The 17644-nt window shown below is 70.7% G+C and carries 14 protein-coding genes and 1 pseudogene; 12 read left to right on the forward strand and 3 right to left on the reverse strand.

What is annotated here, in order from left to right; all coding sequences use genetic code 11:
• The first annotated feature begins 736 nt into the window (after positions 1-736).
• From ABEA26_RS09225 to ABEA26_RS09235, 3 genes are read left to right on the forward strand one after another with little or no spacing between them, the layout of a single operon-like run.
• Complete coding sequence (locus ABEA26_RS09225; RefSeq protein ID WP_345590996.1) at positions 737-1165, forward strand: hypothetical protein; 429 nt, start codon at positions 737-739, stop codon at positions 1163-1165.
• Positions 1166-1185: 20 nt separating this feature from the next.
• On the forward strand, positions 1186-3546 hold the full coding sequence (locus ABEA26_RS09230) for a DUF6571 family protein (protein ID WP_345590915.1): 2361 nt from the start codon (positions 1186-1188) through the stop codon (positions 3544-3546).
• Positions 3547-3571: 25 nt separating this feature from the next.
• Positions 3572-4252: a hypothetical protein gene (locus tag ABEA26_RS09235; protein ID WP_345590917.1), complete on the forward strand. Its 681-nt coding sequence runs from the start codon at positions 3572-3574 to the stop codon at positions 4250-4252.
• A gap of 68 nt (positions 4253-4320) precedes the next feature.
• Here the strand turns inward: ABEA26_RS09235 and ABEA26_RS09240 are convergent.
• Both ABEA26_RS09240 and ABEA26_RS09245 read right to left on the reverse strand, forming a co-directional pair.
• Positions 4321-4485 (reverse strand): annotated as a pseudogene (locus ABEA26_RS09240) (IS110 family transposase); the annotation flags it as partial.
• A gap of 149 nt (positions 4486-4634) precedes the next feature.
• Positions 4635-6806 carry a BCCT family transporter gene (locus ABEA26_RS09245; RefSeq protein ID WP_345590919.1) on the reverse strand — a complete coding sequence of 724 codons (2172 nt, stop codon included), beginning with the start codon at positions 6804-6806 and terminating at the stop codon, positions 4635-4637.
• A gap of 184 nt (positions 6807-6990) precedes the next feature.
• On the opposite strand from ABEA26_RS09245, the gene ABEA26_RS09250 reads away from it, so the two are divergent.
• Positions 6991-7611, forward strand: coding sequence for a TetR/AcrR family transcriptional regulator (locus ABEA26_RS09250; protein WP_345590921.1), 621 nt, complete (start codon positions 6991-6993; stop codon positions 7609-7611).
• 175 nt (positions 7612-7786) lie between these two features.
• Positions 7787-8680: an IclR family transcriptional regulator gene (locus tag ABEA26_RS09255; RefSeq protein WP_425587805.1), complete on the forward strand. Its 894-nt coding sequence runs from the start codon at positions 7787-7789 to the stop codon at positions 8678-8680.
• Between the two features lie 161 nt (positions 8681-8841).
• Here the strand turns inward: ABEA26_RS09255 and ABEA26_RS09260 are convergent, their stop codons facing one another.
• Positions 8842-9414: a flavin reductase family protein gene (locus ABEA26_RS09260; RefSeq protein WP_345590923.1), complete on the reverse strand. Its 573-nt coding sequence runs from the start codon at positions 9412-9414 to the stop codon at positions 8842-8844.
• Between the two features lie 319 nt (positions 9415-9733).
• Between ABEA26_RS09260 and ABEA26_RS09265 the strand changes: the two genes are divergently transcribed.
• The 7 genes from ABEA26_RS09265 (at position 9734) to ABEA26_RS09295 (ending at position 17632) form a co-directional block, all read left to right on the forward strand.
• Positions 9734-10600 carry an alpha/beta fold hydrolase gene (locus ABEA26_RS09265; RefSeq protein ID WP_345590924.1) on the forward strand — a complete coding sequence of 289 codons (867 nt, stop codon included), beginning with the start codon at positions 9734-9736 and terminating at the stop codon, positions 10598-10600.
• Entirely contained in the window at positions 10597-12318 is a 1722-nt protein-coding gene (locus ABEA26_RS09270; RefSeq protein ID WP_345590925.1) for an FAD-binding protein, read from the forward strand. The genes ABEA26_RS09265 and ABEA26_RS09270 overlap by 4 nt, the downstream gene beginning before the upstream one ends.
• A complete protein-coding gene (locus tag ABEA26_RS09275; protein ID WP_345590927.1) occupies positions 12315-13394 on the forward strand; it encodes a 2Fe-2S iron-sulfur cluster-binding protein in 1080 nt (359 codons plus the stop codon). Before ABEA26_RS09270 ends, ABEA26_RS09275 begins: the two co-directional genes overlap by 4 nt.
• A gap of 117 nt (positions 13395-13511) precedes the next feature.
• Positions 13512-14366, forward strand: a complete 855-nt coding sequence (locus ABEA26_RS09280) for an acetaldehyde dehydrogenase (acetylating) (protein ID WP_425587806.1) — start codon at positions 13512-13514, stop codon at positions 14364-14366.
• Positions 14367-14394: 28 nt separating this feature from the next.
• Positions 14395-15447 carry a 4-hydroxy-2-oxovalerate aldolase gene (gene dmpG, locus ABEA26_RS09285; protein WP_345590931.1) on the forward strand — a complete coding sequence of 351 codons (1053 nt, stop codon included), beginning with the start codon at positions 14395-14397 and terminating at the stop codon, positions 15445-15447.
• Positions 15448-15455: 8 nt separating this feature from the next.
• On the forward strand, positions 15456-16640 hold the full coding sequence (locus ABEA26_RS09290) for an acyl-CoA dehydrogenase family protein (protein WP_345590933.1): 1185 nt from the start codon (positions 15456-15458) through the stop codon (positions 16638-16640).
• A gap of 59 nt (positions 16641-16699) precedes the next feature.
• Positions 16700-17632, forward strand: a complete 933-nt coding sequence (locus ABEA26_RS09295) for a VOC family protein (protein WP_345590935.1) — start codon at positions 16700-16702, stop codon at positions 17630-17632.
• The last annotated feature ends 12 nt before the right edge of the window (positions 17633-17644 follow it).

Genomic DNA, 17644 nt, shown 5'->3' on the forward strand with positions numbered 1-17644 from the left:
GCCTTTCCTGTGGGGGACGGTGCACAGACATCATCGGAGGAAGGAAAGGCACCTAAAGGGGCGAATTAATGGATCATTTGTTGAAATGGGCGCGAATGGCATGTTCGGGCCGACCTGGCCGTTGGGTGCCATGCCTTGGCCCGACTGACGTCATCGTCCTCCTGGCTGGACATTGCCGTAACACACAGGAGTGATCGGTACGCCAGGTGGTTGACGCGGCGTGGAGTCGATCCGGTGACGGGTCCCAGGCGGCGTGAACGCCGTGAGTCACAGGCCGAGCTGCTCGGCGGCCGTACGGGTTCCCCTGACGTGTGCTTCGGTCTTGGTGAAGGCGATCTCGCGGGAGGTGGGGCGTCGTCGGCGTACGGCGAGTACCTGGCGGCGTCGCAGGTACCGAGTCGCTCGACAGGAAGCTGAGGACCTCAGGTGAACCTTCCCGGTCAGAGCACTGGCCGGACACGCGGCCGGTCGAGATGGTCGCACTGAACAAGTGCGGCGAGCTTCGGCGCTACACCGGACGCGGGAGAACGGCCGTCGAGTTCTTCTTCGGCCTGGCCGGCCGGGAGGGTCGGTCCGCGGGGCCCGGCGCTGCTGGGATTCGACCACTGTCGTCCGGGCGCCGGGGCGCCAACTGCCAGCCACACCCGGGGAGATGGTGATACAAGAGACGGGTGATCAGGTCGGTGGCCGCGGGAGCACGGTGGAGTGGCCTGCCCAGATGGACTTGGGGGAATTCGTGACGTTCGAGCAGGAATGGGCCGAACTGCGCGCGGCGGCGGCCGAGCGGACTGCCATGCGGATCAACAGCATCCCGGCCGAAGGCGGCGGAGGCGGTGGTGGGAGGGACCTGGTGGTCAACCGGGACGACCTCGGCGCTATCGGCAATGACGCGTACGACCTGCTGGGTCGGCTGGGGAAGGAGGGCGACATCGCCCGTGCCTCCACGTTCGACGCGGCGACGGCGCTGACCAACGGGAACTTCGTGAGCGGTTCGGCCGTGCTGAAGGTGCACGACTTCTGGCAGACCCATCTGAAGACGCTGCTGGACGCCTGCGCGCAGATTTCGAATCACCTCGATTACAGCAAGGCCCGGCACGCCAAGGACGAGGCGAAGGTCGAGGGAGATCTGACCCGGATCTCCGTGCTCACGGAATACATGAAATAGGGCTCGGGGGAGCGCGCAGCATGCTGACGTACGAGGACATCATCGACGCCCCGGTGGCGAAGCTGAAGGCCGCCGCCGACGACTGGTCGAAAATGGCGGGGAAGCTGGACGAGCTCGCCACCGACGCCGCCGACGGGATGAAGGCCAAGGCGGGCAAGGCGGCCTGGGAGGGCGTCAACGCAGGGGTCACCAAGGCGTTCGTCGGTAAGACGGTCAAGGAGTTCACGGACGCCGCGGCCGAGGCCGAGGGTGTGAAGCGGATCCTGGAAGAGGGCTACGCGGCCATCAAGAAGGCCAAGGACGACCTGGTCAACATCCGGGACCACGAGGGGCCCGCGGCCGGCATCCGCGTGGACGGCAAGGGCAAGGTCTCGGCGCGGAAGCCGTTGTCGGAGATCCCCGCGGCGCGGCACGACCCCGATTACAGCGACCTCCTCCAGGAGGAGAAGAAGAACATCGAGTCGTGGCAGAAGAGGATCGACCTCATCGTCGACAACTGCAACGACACCGACGTCGCCCTCAAGAACACCCTTGAGGCCAACGTCACCGACCGCAAGGACTTCGGCGCTCCCACGTACACGAAGCTGGACCAGGAGGAGGCCGCCCGTGCCGCCGCCCTGGCGGCCAGGGGCGGGGACCTCACGCACAAGGAACTTCAGCAGCTCAACGAACTGCTGAAGGACAACGGTTCGTCAAAGGAGTTCGCCAAGAACTTCTACGAGAAGCTCGGCCCCGAGAAGTCGCTCGCGTTCTTCGGCCAGCTCGCCATGGACACGCAGGAGTACGGCAAGGTCGACTCCGAGCGCCTCAAGGACGTCCAGGAGCTTCAGAAGAACCTCGGCCTCAACCTGGCCACCGCCTCCCACGACAAGGAGTTCACCGACAAGTGGGGCCCAGAGCTCCGCAAGTTGGGTGCGGAGCACATTGCGCTGTCCAAGCACGATGCCGGCGGGCCGTTCGGATACCAGCTGCTCGGCGGGATCATGCGGTACGGGAACTACGACGCGAAGTTCCTCAACCCGATCGCCGAACACGTGGCGCAACTGCACCAGAAGGACCCAGGCCTGTTCGCCGAGACCAAGATGGTGAACAGTTGGCTCAAGAACCCCTACAACCCCTCGGGAGTGAACGGCGCCGGGTACGACCCGGCCACCGCCATGCTGGAGGCGCTCGGCAACAGTCCGGAAGCGGCGAAGAAGTTCTTCGCCGACCCCCCGACCGCGTACAACGAGGACGGTACGGTCAACCACGACGCCACGGCCGACCTCGGCAAGGACAAGGGCGGCGAGGTGATCGACAACTACCTCGACTTCTTCACCCACGAGAAGTGGGAGTCCTTCGCCGACGTCAACTCGCTCGACCCGAAGGAGCTCGAGGCGTCGCTCGACCACATGCCCGATGCCCTCGGCCACGCCCTGGAGGCCGCGACCCTCGGTTATCCGGCGGGGCACCCGGACGCCGGCGTGGTGCGGGACGAGGACAACGCCGCGGTCATGCAGAAGGTCATGGAGAAGTACGCCGATGACCCGGGTCTCCTCAAGGAGCGCCACGAGGCGATGGCCGACAGCCTGGGCGTCATGGGCGCCGGCTACATCGACGACATCAACTGGGCGCTGGCCAAGAACGATCCGAACAGCGTGTTCGCGCCGGGCAGGAACCCGGACGGGCACCTCGACTTCGCGGACACGGTGGACGGGAACGGGCGGAGCGTCGTCCGGGGCTTCCTCAGCACCCTCGGCCAGCACCCGGACGCCTACGCGACGGTCTCGACCGCGGAACAGGTCTACACCCGCAGCGCGCTGGAAGGGGCAGTGGGCCCGGACGGCAGGATCACCGAGGAGGTCGAGGCCAGGGCCAGGGCGACCGTGCGCGTAGGCGCCGAGGTGCAGGGCATGCTCGACCAGTCCCGGGCCGACCAGGTGGAGGCGACGAACCTGAAGACCCACGAGGACTACGAGAAGGCGGTCGCCGAGCGGGCGGGCTGGGTCGAGTTCGGGGCCGCGGCTGGCATCGCGGCGGGCGTCGCCTTCCTGCCCGCGACCGCGGCCGTGGGCGCGGCCGCGGTGCTCGTCCCGCTGGCGACCGATACCGCCGGTGGTGCCGCGGAGCAGTTCATCGGCCAGATGGTCGGCGACATCTCCGGCCAATCGGTGGACGAGCACAAGGAGAAGGTGGAGGAGCTCTCCGACGAGGAGAGACTGGCGGTCTTCTCCGCCGGTGAGGTCCTGGCCGAGGCACCGATGGAGGAGTTTCTGCAGCGGCACGTCCCGGATCCCCGGAACAGTACGTTCGCGCAGGACCTTCGCGAATCGATGTTGATCGGCTACGGGGTCGGCAACGACCGGGAGAACCAGCAGGGCAACCGCCCGGAGACCGGCTGAGGCCGGCGGCCGAGGACACGTAAGGATGCGGATAGTGATCAATCGTAGGCCGGTGCGCGTTGGGCTCCTCGCCACGACGGTGGCCGGGGTGTTGTGTCTCGGGGCCACCGGTTGTGGTGGGGACGGAGACGAGGAGGCGGCCGACAAGGCTGTGGTGGGGACGCAACTGTGCGGTGGCGACGCCGTGTCCGCCCAGGCGTCCAAGGCGTTGAAGGTGATCACAGGGACGTCGCGGTTCGGGACGACGGCGGAGAAGTCCACCGTCGCGCGGGCCGCGACGGACCTCGTCGAGGCGTTTCCGGCCCCCACCGGGGGGCGCGACGACGTCTGCCGCATCTACACGGCCGACGGTACGCCGGATTTCGCGGTCCGAGTCACCTGGGGGCTGGATGACGGCGACACGACGGGAACTCCGGCCTCGGCTTTCACCGTGCTGCCGATGGGGGAGGAGACTCTGGCGGCGGCGAACAGGGCGTCGGTCCTGTTCGCGTGCCGGAGCGACAGGTTTCCCAACTCGACGAACGCGGCTCACGTCGCCATCGGCGTGGAGCGCTGGGGTATGCCGGCGGAGCCCGAGGGCGACGTTGAGGCGTTGAAGGACGCCTACGCGACCGTGGCCCACTCCTTCTCCCTGGCCATGGCCAAGGAACTGCGCTGCGAGAAGAACGGCGGGCTCCCCGCGAGGCCCGTGCTGGATCCCGCGTAGTCCCACACGCATTGCCACGTGACGTGATGCCCAGGGTCTCGGGGGCCCTGTGGGTTTCGTCAACCCATGGGGGCGAGGTGGGCGGCTGCGTCCGTGCCGGGGACGACTACGGTCTGCTCGTCGATCGCGGTGAAGATGTCCTCGACCAGCCGCTCGGCCGTCAGCCGAGCCTTCGGGCGTATCAGGCTGATCAGCCGGCGGCGTCCGGCCTTGCGGATCAGGGCCGGCGAGCCGGATGTCGCGCAGCGCTCGTGGAGCGGCTTGGCATGCCTTCTCGCCCGCCGAACCGGCGAAGGCGCCCCCTGAGGAGGAGGCGCCTTCGGGCTGCGCGTCGGCCTTGTGGTGGGGGCCGGTGGGCGCGCGGGAATCGGGTCCGGGTGGGTCAGTCGGCCGGGCCGTCACCGGCGGCGGCAACGCGCAGCAGCCGGGCCGTGCGCTCCTCCACCCCGGCCGCGGAGGACGCGAACTCGGGGGTGTCGAAGACCTCGCCCTCGATCGGATCACCGGGCATCGCCGTCTCGTCCCATTCGACGGCACCCGTGGCGGTGTCCACGGTGGTGGCGTAGGCGGGGACGTCCAGGACGGTGAGGACACGGACCGGACGGTCGGGGGAGGCGTCGACGGCGGCCGGCGCGGCGGGAGGGGCGAAGGCCCCCGCGGACTGGTCCAGGACGGCCGTGGGCGTCGGGGCCGGCGATGGTGTCCCGTCCGGGGCGGCGACGGGCCGTCGCCGGGTGGCCGCTCCTTCCGACCCACCGGTTCGTCCCGCTCCTCCGGTCTCTCCCGCTGTTCCCGCTCCTTCGCCGTCGTGCCAGGCACGCAGCAGCGCGCGCAGGTCACGCTCCAGGTCCTCCTCGCCAGGGGAGTCCTCGCTTCGAGTGTCCTCGCTTCGGGCGTCCTCGCCCCGGACCTTCTCGCGGGCGGCCGAGACGAGCGCTGTGGGGCTGGCCTTTGGGTGGACGCGGACGAAGCGCGGCATGATCGCGATCTCGTGGCGGAACATCCGGACCATCGAGACGACGGCGAGGGCGTAGACGACCGAGAGGGGAGCGGCGCTGGCGATGGAGCTGACCTGGAGCACGGTCAGGGCCGCTTCGCCGCCCGCGAGGAGCAGCAGCGCGCCGGCGACACCGATCATCACGGCCCAGAACACACGTGTCGTTCGCGGGGTCTCGGTGCTGCCGCCGTGTGAGAGGACGTCGATGACCAGCGCGCACGAGTCGGAGGAGGTGACGAAGAAGAGGGTGATCACCAGGAGTGCGACCACGGAGAGGACGACGGCCATGCCGGACCCGCCGGTCAGCTGCTCGAACAGGGTGAAGAGAGTGGTGTTGGTGTCGACCGAGCCGCCCTCGCCGACCATCGAGCCGTTCTTGAGCTGTTCCAGGATGCCGGTGCTGCCGAAGACCGTGAACCAGACGACGGCGATCAGGGTGGGGGCCAGCATGACCCCGAAGATGAACTCGCGGATGGTGCGGCCGCGCGAGATGCGGGCGATGAACATGCCGACGAACGGTGCCCAGCTCAGGAACCACGCCTGATTGAACAGGGTCCAGCCGAGGGTCCAGCCGTCGTCCGCGCCCGCGCCGGTGACCAGGGCGAGCTTCGGCAGGGTCTGCAGGTATTCGCCGGAGTTCTGTACGAAGGACTGGAAGAGGAAGGCCGTCGGGCCGATCAGCAGGACGGCGATAGCCAGCAGGGCGGCGAGGCTCATGTTGGCGTTGGACAGCCGGCGCACGCCCTTGTCGAGACCGGTGACGACGGAGATGGTGCCGGCCACGGTGACGATCACGACGAGGACCAGCAGCAGTCCCTTGGAGGGCTGGAACCAGCCCAGGTGGGCGAGGCCGGCCTGCATCTGCAGCACGCCCTGGCCGAGCGAGGTGGCGACGCCGAAGACGGTGCCGACGATGGCGAAGACGTCGATGGCGTGGCCGACCCAGGACTCGATCAGCTTGCGGCCGAAGACCGGCTCCAGCAGCCAGCGGATCGACAGCGGGCGACCACGACGGAAGGACATGTAGGCGAGGCCCAGGCCGACGACGGCGTAGATGGCCCAGGCGTGCAGGCCCCAGTGGAACAGGGCGGCGCCGATCGCGAAACGGCCGGCCTCGGCGGAGCCCGGTTCCACACCGGCGATCTCCGGCGGCGACATCATGTGGGTCAGCGGCTCGGCCACCCCCCAGAAGACGAGCCCGATGCCCATGCCCGCCGAGAACAGCATGGCGAACCAGGCGAACCGGGAGAACACGGGGCGCTCGTCGTCCCGGCCGAGGCGGATGGCGCCCGCCCGTGAGCACGCCACCCAGAAGGCGAACACCACGAACACGGTGACCAGTAGGACGTACCACCAGCCGATGGTCCGGCCGATACCGTCCCGCAGCTCGGTGAAGGCGCTCTGCGCGTCCGCTCCGTATGCGGACCCGTACCACGTGGCGAAGGCCAGCGCGGCGACGATGATCGCCAGAGCCGGCAGGAACACCGGCTTGCTCAGGCTTCGCCAGGCTGCGGTGACGGGATTCGCTCCCGGCTTCGTTGCGGACTGGGCGGCCACACGTATTCCCTTCGCTCGGCAGCCGTGCGGGCCCGGCCGTACCCCGCCCCCGAGCACTCGGCCTCGCACTGTCGGTGGCGGAGCGCACTCGACGCCACCTGGCTACACTGGTCTGTGTAATTCGCCTGGCAGGCTAGGTATACGGATCAGTGGAAGTCAAAACGGCGGAGTGCGGAGGCAGGGCGTGGAGCAGCACCGAAGCCGGTCGGCGGACCGCCGTGACGCCTCCCGTGCCACCGGGGCCCCGCACTTCGTGGAGGCCCCGGGGCTCACCCCGCGCGCCCGTCTCGTCCTCGCGACGGCGTCCCGGCTGTTCTACGAGCACGGCATCCACGCCGTCGGCGTCGACATGATCGCCGCCGAGTCCGGCGTGACCAAACGCACCCTCTACAACAACTTCGGTTCCAAGGACGCCCTGGTCGTCGCCTACCTCCGGCGACGTCACACGGACTGGTGGCAGCGTCTCGAAGAACGCCTGGCCGGCGCCCCGGCGCCTCGCGCCCTGACTCTCTTCGACGTCTACACCGAGGACGCCCTGACCAGCACCCGCGGCTGCGCCTTCCTCAACGCGGCCGCCGAACTGCCCGTGGAGCACCCAGCCTTCGCCGTGATCCGTGCGCACAAGGGCGCTGTCGAACGGCGCCTGGGTGAGTTGATCGCCGAGGACCGTCCCGCCGCCGACGGCCCCCACCGTCTCGCCCGCCACCTCTTCCTCCTCCTCGAGGGCGCCTTCGCCCACCACGGGGTCCATGGCCGGAGCCTGCTCACGGAAGCCCGGGCCATCGCACGGGAGCTGCTGGCCTGATCCGGGCCCGCGCCCGATCTCCTGCCAATACCGCCGCCGCGATGGGTGAGCCCTGGGCCGGGCGGCCGGGCCGTCCCGCTTCGAAAGAGCCGGTGCGCAGCTCTTCTCCTGCCTTCGGTGCGCTGTTAGATTCCGGAAAACAAGAATTCATTTCAGTCTGTGACTGGAGGCTCCCATGACGGTTGTCGATGGCCTTCCCACCGCGCACGCGCCGGCCCGTCGAGAGTTGCCGCCATCGATGGTCGAGCGGGTGACGCTCATCATGGATCTGTTCGAGGGCCGTACTGCCCGGCTGTCCCTCGAGGAAGTGGCCCGGTGCACTCGGCTGCCCAGGTCGACCGCACACCGGATACTGGATCAACTGGTGCGGCTGCGCTGGCTCGAACACACCGGCATGGGCTACGGACTCGGGCGCCGCGCTCTCGGGTTCGGTGGGGGGGACGGGGCGCACAGCAGGATCCGCGAGGTCGCCGCCGCCCGGCTGCACCAACTGCAGATCCGGACCGGCCTCGTCGTTCACCTGGCCGTCCTGGACGGGGCGGAGGTCTACTACCTCGACAAGGTCGGAGGCCGGTTCGCCGCGACCGTCCCGTCCCGCGTCGGAGGCCGGGCACCGGCGCACTCGACGGCGCTCGGCAAAGCCATGCTCGCCTGGCTCGAACCGGAGGACGTCGAGGCCAGGGCGGGCGAGTCCATCGGCCGACTGACCCAGCACACGATCTGCGACCTCGGCACACTGCACCAGGAACTCAACCGCATCAGGCGCCGGCACGGGCTCGCCTTCGAGCGCGGCGAGTGTTTCCCCGACATCGCGTGCGCCGCCACGGCGGTCCGGGGCCCCGACGGGCCGGTCGCCGCGATCTCCCTGGCGGGGGACGCCTGGTCACCGCTGGAGAAGGCGGCCCCGCTGGTGGTGGACGCGGCACGGCAGGTTTCCCAGGAGTTGTTTCCCCGTAGGGAGATGCCGGTCAGGGTGGAGCGTCGCACCGCGGCCGTGCCGGAGGAGACGTGGTCCCCGCAGGCCATGGACCGCCTGCTCGCCACGGGGCAGTACGGCGACTGGCAGTAGCGGTGCCGGCGGACGCCCGGAGCGGTTCTCGTGGCCCGGACGGGACCGAAGCCGGCGCCCACCCGGCTGCCGGGACGGCCCCGACCACCGGGCCGCCGGGACGGTGCCGGCCACCGGGTCGCCGGGACGGTGTCGGCCACCGGGTCGCCGGCACGGTCCGGTCATCCCCAGTGGTCGCCCCACCCCCACACGTCGGGAGCCGAGACCGCCGCCGCCGGACTCTCGACGCCGAAGCCGCCGCGGAAGAAGAGCATCGGCTCCCGGTCGGCGACGGTCTCCAGGGCGAGGACCCGGCCGACCACCACATCGTGATCGCCCGCACCGTGCACGTCGTACACGTCGGCGTGCACCCGGGTCAGGACGCCGGGCAGCGACGGCGTCCCCCACCGGGACAGCTCCCAGTGCAGGCCCTCGTACTTGCGGCCCCTGCTCGACCCGAACCGGCCGCACAGATCCGCCTGTTCGGCGGCCAGGATGTTCACGGTGAACCGCCCCGACTCCCTGATCCTCGGCCACGCGCGTCCCCGGTGATCGGCGCAGAACAGGACCAGGGCCGGTTCCAGGGAGACGGACGCGAACGACTGGCAGGCGAAACCGACCGGAGCACCGTCGCGGCCGAGTCCCGTCACCACGGTCACCCCGGACGCGAACGACCCCATGACACTCCGCATCCGCAGGGGCGTCGGCTCGGTCTCCTCGGCTGCCTCGGGCGGGGACAGGGACTCTGCGGTCATCGGATTCACCTCGAGGGGGACGGTGCGGTGATGTGCCCGGGAGCGGGCAGGGGGCCGAAGCTAGGACACCGGCCGATCGCACCGGGTGCCCGTTCCCGATGAGTGGAACCGCCCGCGGGCCCGAACCCGCCGACCGCGCCGGCATTGCCGTCCTGGCGTGCGTCCCGCTGACCGAGACGCCCACCGCGTGGCCCCGCACGCCGTGACTACCGTCCAGGAACCGATCACACGGCACCCGTGGCCGCCCGCAGCCGGCGGCCACCCGAAGCCGCCGGTCACCAGGACCACCGACCACCGAGGTCAACCGAGGGCAGGGATGATGACGGAGCTGAGCCACGACTCCACACTGCGTGAACTCGCGACCGACCAGGGCGTCTTGCGCTATCACGAGGCGGGCGACGGTCCGCCCCTGCTGCTGTTGCACGGCTCGGGGCCCGGGGTCACCGGCTGGCGCAACTACCGCGACAACCTGGCCACGTTCGCCGAGCACTTCCGCTGTCTCGTGCTGGAGTTCCCCGGGTTCGGGGTCAGTGACCCCGCCGAGGGGCACCCCATGGCGACCGCGGCCTCGTCCGTGACCCGGTTCCTGGACGGGCTCGGCCTCCAGCAGGTCGACGTCATCGGCAACTCGATGGGCGGCATCGTCGCCACCCGGTTCGCGCTCCACCACCCCGACCGGGCGCGCCGCCTGGTGACGATCGGAGGCATCGGCCGGAACCTGTTCAGCCCCGGGCCCGGCGAAGGCATCAACCTTCTCACCGAGTTCACCGACGCACCCTCCCGCGAGGGCCTCGTGCGCTGGCTCGACTCCATGGTGTACGACCGGTCACTGGTGACCGAGGAGCTCATCGAGGAGCGCTGGGCGCACGCCACCGACCCGGAGACCCTCGCCAGTGCCCGCATGATGTACGGCAGCGAGGCCTTCGCGGCCCGGGCCGCCGCCGCGGCCGCCTCCGACGAGGCGCCGTACTGGGCGATGCTGCACCGGCTGCGGGCGAAGACCCTGCTCACCTGGGGCCGCGACGACCGGGTCAGCCCGGTCGACATGGCGATCCTGCCGATGCGCACCATCCCGGACGCGGAGCTGCACGTCTTCCCCGACTGCGGGCACTGGGTGATGATCGAGCAGAAGGCCGCCTGGGAGAGCGCGGTCCTCGCCTTCCTCACCCGCAAGGACGCGGCATGAGCGCCGGCGCCCGGCAGGGCGGGAACGGGCAGAGGGACGGGTCGGCCTGGGACGAGGAGTTCGACTTCGTCGTGGTGGGCAGCGGCGGTGGCGGCATGGCCGCCGCACTGACCGCGGCCGACGGAGGCCTGTCCGCCGTCGTGGTCGAGAAGGGCGCGATGTACGGCGGCACGACCGGCATCTCCGGCGGCGGCATTTGGATCCCCAACAACCCCACCCTGCGCGCCAGGGGCCACGACGACAGCCGCGACTCCGTCCGCCGCTACCTCGACCGGCTCACCGAGGGCCGGGTACCGGACGCCCGGCTCGACGCGTACGTCGACCGGGGACCGGCCGCCATGGAACTGCTCGGCAAAAACCGCTGGATGCGCTTCTTCTGGGTCAGGGGATACGCCGACTACCACCCCGAGTACGAGGGCGGACGCCCGCTCGGCCGGTCCGTCGAGGCGCTGCCCTTCGACACCCGCAAGCTCGGCGCGGACGAGAAGTACCAGCGGCCCAACAGCCTCAAGGGCCCCCTCGGCCTGTGGATCACCGCCAAGGACTACCGGGACCTCGCCATGGTCAAGCGGACCTGGCGCGGACGCTGGGCCTCGGTCGTCGCCGCCTGGCGGGTCTCGTCCAACGTGGTCCGCCGCCGCCACATGGCCACCGGCGGCCGGGCCCTGGTGGCCCGCATGCGCATGGCGCTGAAGGACGCGGGCGTACCGGTCTGGCTGCGCAGCCCGATGACCGGACTCGTCGTGGACGACGACGGCAGGGTCACCGGCGTCGTCGTCACCCGAGACGGCCGCACCGTACGCGTCGGCGCCCGGCACGGCGTGCTCCTCGCCACCGGCGGCTTCGACCACAACACGAAGATGCGCGAGAAGTACCTGCCCGAGGGCGGCCGGGACAACCACAGCGCCGGCGCGGTCGAGAACGTCGGCGACGGCATCACGGCCGGCCAGGCGCTCGGAGCCGCCGTCGACTTCATGGACGACGCCTGGTGGATGCCGTCCGTGCACCACCCGTCCGGGGCGACGATCCCCCTGGTCTCCGAGCGGTGCATCCCGCCGTCGGTGATCGTCTCCGGGGACGGCAGGCGCTTCACCAACGAGTCCTCGCCGTACGTCAACTTCGTCCACGACCAGCTCGCCGGCGGACACGTCCCCGCCTGGTTCGTGATGGACGCCAAGGCCCGCGCCCGCTACCCCTTCGCCCAGGTCCTGCCCGGTCTGCCGTTCCCGAAGGCGTTCTACGACAACGGCATCGTGCACCGGGCGGACAGCATCGAGGAACTCGCGGGCAGGATCGGAGTGCCTCGCGACACGCTGGCCGACACCGTGGCCCGCTTCAACCGCTTCGCCAGGGCCGGCGAGGACGCCGACTTCGGCCGCGGCGACAGCGCCTACGACCGCTACTACGGCGACCCCACCCTGAAGAACCCCAACCTCGACGAGATCGACAAGGCCCCCTACTACGCCATCCGCATCGAGGTCGGCGACCTCGGCACCAAGGGCGGCCTCGTCTGCGACGAGCACAGCCGCGTCCTGCGCGAGGACGGCTCGGCCATCGACGGGCTGTACGCCACGGGCAACACCTCGGCGTCCGTGATGGCGAACGAGTACGCGGGCCCCGGCGCCACCATCGGCCCGTCCATCGTGTTCGGCTACATCGCCGCCCGGCACGCGGCCGCCGCCCGCACCGAGTCCGTCGTCGCCGGGGACGCGCCATGACCCCCGGGCCGCTGACCGTACGAGTCGTCAAGGTGATCAGAGAGACGGACGACGCGCACTCGCTGGTCCTGGAGCCCGCCGAGGAGGACCGGGAGCGGTTCACCTACCGTCCGGGCCAGTTCCTCACCGTCCGGGTGCCCTCCGAGCGCCCCGGCGGGGCCGCACGCTGCTACTCGCTGTGCAGCTCCCCGATGCGCGACGAACTGCCGAAGGTCACCGTCAAGCGCACCGCCGGTGGCTACGCCTCCCACTGGATCTGCGACCACGTCACCGAGGGAGACACCCTCCAGGTGCTGCGTCCCGCGGGCACCTTCACCCCAGACTCCCTCGACGGCGACTTCCTGCTGTTCGCCGCCGGCAGCGGCGTCACCCCGGTGATGTCGATCCTCACCTCCGCGCTGCACGCCGGGACCGGCTCGGTCACCCTCGTCTACGCCAACCGTGACGAGCGGTCCGTGATCTTCCGCGACGAACTGGCCGCGCTGGCCAGGGAGTACGGTGACCGGCTGACCGTGCTGCACTGGCTGGAGTCCGTCCAGGGCCGGCCCACGGCATCCGGTCTGCGCGCCCTCGCCGGGCCGTACGCCGGTCGACCCGCCTTCGTCTGCGGGCCCGGCCCGTTCATGGACCTCGCCACGGGCGCTCTCACCGACCTGGGTGTGCCCTCGCACCGCGTCACGGTCGAGCGGTTCACCTCGCTGACCGGCGACCCGTTCGCGCCGCCGGAGAGCGGGCCCGAGAGCGGGTCGGAGAGCGGGCCCGCGAGCGAGACCGGGTCCGAACCGCACACCGCCGGTCCCGTCAGCACGGCCGAGGTGGAGCTGGACGGCGTCCGCCGCACCGTCGACTGGCCCCGGGGCAGACCACTCCTCGACGTGCTCCTGGAAGCCGGGCTCGACGCGCCCTACTCCTGCCGGGAGGGCGCCTGCAGCGCCTGTGCCTGCGTCCTCGTGGAGGGCGAGGTGGCCATGGAACGCAACGAGGTCCTCGACGCCCAGGACCTCGCCGACGGACTCGTCCTCGCCTGCCAGGCGCGCCCGGTCAGCGACCGGCTGAGGGTCACCTACGACGGCTGACCGCCCTCCCTCCCCGCCCTCCCTTCCCGCCCCCTCCCTCGATTCGGATGAGGTTCGAGAACAGTGACCAAGGCGACCGCCGCGATCGTCGGCTCCGGCAACATCGGCACCGACCTGATGTACAAGCTCCTGCGCTCGGAGGTCATCGAGCCGCGCTGGATGACCGGCATCGACGAGCAGAGCCCCGGCCTCAAGCGCGCCGCCGACCAGGGCCTGCACACCAGTGCCGACGGAGTGGACGCCCTGCTGGCCGGCGCCGAGCGGCCGGACCTCGTCTTCGAGGCCACCTCCGCCTACGTGCACAGGGCCAACGCACCCAAGTACGCGGAACTCGGCATCCAGGCCATCGACCTGACCCCGGCCGCCATCGGCCCCGCCGTCGTACCCGCCGTCAACCTCGGCGACCACCTGGACGCGCCGAACGTCTCCCTCATCACCTGCGGCGGACAGGCCACCATCCCGATGGTGCACGCCGTCTCGCGGGTCACCGACGTCTCCTACGCGGAAATCGTCGCCAGTGTCGCCTCACCGTCCGCCGGGCCCGGCACCCGCGCCAACATCGACGAGTTCACCCTCACCACCGGCCGGGGCATCGAGACCATCGGCGGAGCCGCCAGGGGCAAGGCCATCATCATCCTCAACCCGGCCGAGCCGCCGATGCTCATGCAGGACACCGTCTTCTGCGCGATCCCCGCCGACGCCGACCGCGTCGCCGTCACCGCGTCGATCCACGACACCGTCGCCCGGGTCGCCTCCTACGTGCCCGGCTACCGGCTGCGCACCGAGCCGCAGTTCGACGAGCCGACCGCGGTCAGCGGCGGACTCGCGCGCGTGGCGGTGTTCGTCGAGGTGGAGGGCGCGGGCGACTTCCTGCCGCCGTACTCCGGAAACCTCGACATCATGACCGCCGCCGCCACCAAGGTCGGCGAGGGCTTCGCCCAGCGGATCACCGCCCGCCGCGCCGGCGCCTGAGACCCGCTCACCGAGGAGTACACGAGCCATGCCCTACAGCACCGACCTGGACATCCGCGTCACCGACTCGTCCCTCAGGGACGGATCGCACGCCAAGCAGCACCAGTTCACCGTCGACCACGTCACCTCGATCGTGGCCGCCCTCGACGACGCGGGCGTGCCGGTCATCGAGGTCACGCACGGCGACGGCCTCGGCGGGTCCTCCTTCAACTACGGCTTCAGCCACACCCCCGAGCAGGAACTCATCAAGGCCGCCGTGAAGACCGCCCGGCGGGCGAGGATCGCCTTCCTGATGCTGCCCGGCCTCGGCCTCCAGGACGACATCCGCGAGGCCGCCGACAACGGAGCCTCGATCTGCCGTATCGCCACCCACTGCACCGAGGCCGACATCGCCGTCCAGCACTTCGGACTCGCCCGAGAACTGGGCCTGGAGACCGTCGGGTTCCTGATGATGTCGCACAGCAGCCCGCCCGGGGAGCTGGCCCGGCAGGCGCGGATCATGGCCGACGCCGGCTGCCAGTGCGTCTACGTCGTCGACTCCGCCGGCGCCCTCGTCATGGAGGAGGCCGGCGATCGCGTCGCCGCCCTGGTCGCCGAACTCGGCGACGACGCCCAGGTCGGTTTCCACGGCCACGAGAACCTGGGCCTCGGCGTCGCCAACTCGGTCCTCGCCGTGCGCGCCGGCGCCACCCAGATCGACGGATCGACCCGCCGGTTCGGCGCGGGCGCGGGCAACACCCCCGTCGAGGGGTTCGCCGCGGTCGCCGAACGCCTGGGCATCCGTACCGGCATCGACGTACTGAAGATCATCGACGCGGCGGAGGACGTGGTACGGCCCGTCATGGACGGCGAGTGCCTGCTCGACCGCATGTCGCTGACCATGGGCTACGCCGGTGTCTACTCCAGCTTCCTGAAGCACGCCGCCCGCCAGGCCGGCAAGTACCGGGTCTCCGGCGCCGAGATCCTGCTCGAGGCGGGCCGTCGCAAGCTCGTCGGCGGCCAGGAGGACCAGCTCATCGAGATCGCGGTCGCTCTGGCGGCCAAGGGCCGCACCACCGCACAGACCTCCCCGGGGAAGTGAGAAGAGCCATGTCCAATCCCGTACTCGAGGCCGTCGAGGCGCGCGCAGACGAGATCAGCGCGCTCGGCCCCGCCAACGAAGCGCTCGGCAGGCTCGACGACCAGGCCGTCAAGATCATGCGGGACGTCGGCGCGATCCGCATGCTCCAGCCGAAGACCTACGGCGGTCTCGAACTGCACCCGCGCGAGTTCGCCGAGACCGTGATGCGGATCGCCGCCTGCGACGGCGCCACCGGCTGGGTCGCGGGCGTCGTCGGTGTCCACCCGTGGGAGATGGCGATGGCCGACCCCCGGGTCCAGGAGGAGGTCTGGGGCGAGGACCCCGACACCTGGATCGCCTCGCCGTACGCGCCGATGGGCCTGCTGCGGCCCGTCGACGGCGGCTACCTCTTCAACGGCCGCTGGCAGTTCTCCTCCGGCACCGACCACTGCGAGTGGATCTTCCTCGGCGGTTTCCTCACCGACCCCGACGGCAACCGGCTCAGCCCTCCCCAGTCGGTGCACGTCATCCTCCCGCGCGCCGACTACACGATCGTCGAGGACTCCTGGGACGTCGTCGGACTGCGCGGCACCGGCAGCAAGGACGTCGTCGTCGAGGACGCCTTCGTGCCCGCCCACCGGGTCATCGAGTACGCGAAGGTCGTGGACGGCTCCCTGGCCACCGAGTCCGGGCTGACCAACCCCGCCTACCGGCTGCCGTTCTCCGCCGCCTTCCCGCTGGGCATCACCTCCGCCGTGATCGGCATGTGCGAGGGCGCCCTCGCCCACCACCTCGCCTACCAGCGCGACCGCGTCCAGATCACCGGCCAGGCCGTGCGGGACGACCCGTACGTCCTCTACGCCGTCGGTGACGCGGCGGCCGAGATCGCGGCCTCCCGCTCCGCGCTGCTGGACAACGTCTGCCAGATGTACGACACGGTCGCCGCCGGACAGGAGATCACCTTCGAGCGGCGGGCGGTCGGCCGGCGCACCCAGGCCGCCGCCGCCTGGCGGGCGGTCCGCGCGGTCGACGAGATCGTCGCCCGCTCCGGCGGCAACGCGATGCGCCTGGACAACCCGATCCAGCGCTTCTGGCGCGACGTGCACACGGGCCTCGCGCACGCCATCCACGTGCCGGGATCCGTCTTCCACGCCTCGGCCCTGACGGAGATCGGCGTCGAGCCGCCGCAGGGACCGATGCGTTCGATGATCTGAGGCCCGCTCCGAGGAAGTCCCGACGACGAGGAAGCCCCGAGGACGAGGAAGTGGAACACATGACGCAGATCCGAGGGCTCGGTTACCTCCGGGTCCAGACCCGTGACATCGACCGCTGGCGCGAACTCACCGTGGACGCCCTCGGGTTCGCCGAGGGCACGGGACCGGACCCCGACGGCCTGTACCTGCGGATGGACGAGCGCCGCGCCCGGCTCGTCGTCCTGCCCGGCGACGGCGACCGGGTACTGTCGGTCGGCTGGGAGGTACGGGACCAGTTCGCGCTGGCCGCGGTCGGCCGCGCCGTCGAGGCGTCCGGTACGGCCGTGAAGATGCTCAGCCAGGAGGAGGCCGACGACCGGGGCGTGGAGCAGGCCATCTCCTTCGAGGACCCGGCCGGCGTGCCCGTCGAGGTGTTCTTCGCCCCGATCCTCGACCACAGTCCCGTACTGACCGGCCTCGGGCAGCGGTTCGTCACCGGTGGTCAGGGCATGGGGCACGTCGTGCTGCCCACCACCGCCATGGACGACACGGTTGCCTTCTACACCGAGGTGCTCGGCTTCCTGCCGCGCGGCGGCATCCGGCTCGGCGGCCAGTCACCCGACGCACCGCCCCGCCGGGTGCGCTTCATGGGCGTCAACGAGCGCCACCACAGCCTCGCCGTCTGCCCCGCCCCGCACAGCGGAGAGCCCGGACTCGTCCACCTGATGGTCGAGGTGGACACCCTGGACGCGGTCGGCCGCGCCCTCGACAACGTGGGCAGACGGGGCTTCTCCCTCTCCTCCACGCTGGGCCGGCACACCAACGACAAGATGGTGTCCTTCTACGTGCGCGCCCCCGGCGGCTGGGACATCGAGTACGGCTGCGAGGGCATGCGCGTCGACGAGCGGCACTACACCGCCGAGGAGATCACCGCCGACAGCTACTGGGGCCACGACTGGTCCGGCTCCGAGCCGCTGGCCGCCTTCGCCCCGCAGTCCGGGTCGGACACGTGAGCGGATCCCGGC

It is taken from the genome of Streptomyces marokkonensis, assembly GCF_039539045.1.
In the GTDB taxonomy this organism is placed as follows: domain Bacteria; phylum Actinomycetota; class Actinomycetes; order Streptomycetales; family Streptomycetaceae; genus Streptomyces; species Streptomyces marokkonensis.